Origin of the sequence: Paraburkholderia franconis (assembly GCF_009362735.1) — a bacterium.
Lineage (GTDB): Bacteria > Pseudomonadota > Gammaproteobacteria > Burkholderiales > Burkholderiaceae > Paraburkholderia > Paraburkholderia franconis.
In genome coordinates this window covers 1-802 of the sequence record NZ_WHNP01000246.1, presented here as the reverse complement: position 1 = coordinate 802, position 802 = coordinate 1, and the positions used below count along the sequence as shown (strand labels likewise).

1 pseudogene is annotated in these 802 nt (G+C 60.2%); it reads left to right on the top strand.

Features of this window, described 5'->3' with window-relative positions:
• Positions 1-251 (top strand): annotated as a pseudogene (locus GCT13_RS47985) (IS256 family transposase); the annotation flags it as partial.
• Positions 252-802: the final 551 nt, after the last annotated feature.

Below are 802 nucleotides of genomic sequence, written 5' to 3'. Positions count from 1 at the left end.
AGCACCTGCGCACAACAAACGCGATCGAGTCGACGTTCGCGACGGTGCGCCACCGTACTACGCGTACGCGCAACTGCGTGTCGCGACCGACCTTCCTCGGTCTGGCATTCAAGCTAATCGAGGAAGCGGAAAAAACCTGGCGCCGGATCAACGGCCCCGAACAGATCCAGCTGTTGCTGGAGGGCATTGCCTTCCAGGACGGCGAGCCGGTGCAAGACGATCAACCGGGTCAGCAGAAACTCGCCGCTTGACGTCGCCCGCTATCAACGGCCCGTACACCAGACTTGACCTTATCTCACCTGATTGTCAGGTATGGGCGACGAAGCTTCGTTGGAGAGCACGCACTGAATGGCGGCTTTCTGTTGCGGAGCCGAAGTTTGAACGTCCGAGCGAGGGCGGGTGCGAATAACTCTTCCTGGCCCGATCTCTGCCGTTTCGCCGTTTTCCGCGAGTGCGACAGCGCGGCCCTCTTACGGAACGGATTTCGCTCCATTACGCGCCAGCCGGTGATAATCATTGAAAGGCCTCCTGGCCGCCCAAAGAAGGGGGCGGCCAGGGTCTACAGTTGAGATGCCAAGCTCAACCGACCCGTTCAGGAGAGAGGGTAGCCGCATTCCCTCTCGAAAACGCGGCCCCCGAAGAACCCTGCGAGCGACTTTCACCGCACAAGGCTCGCGCACAGCGTGAAGCGCCTTACTGACGCCGGTCTTGCCAATCTACTCAAGCCCTTCGCAAACACCGCATCGTTGATCCATTCCGTCGCCGGAACAAGGGCGCTGAACCGCTGATAAGCGGTCTCTCA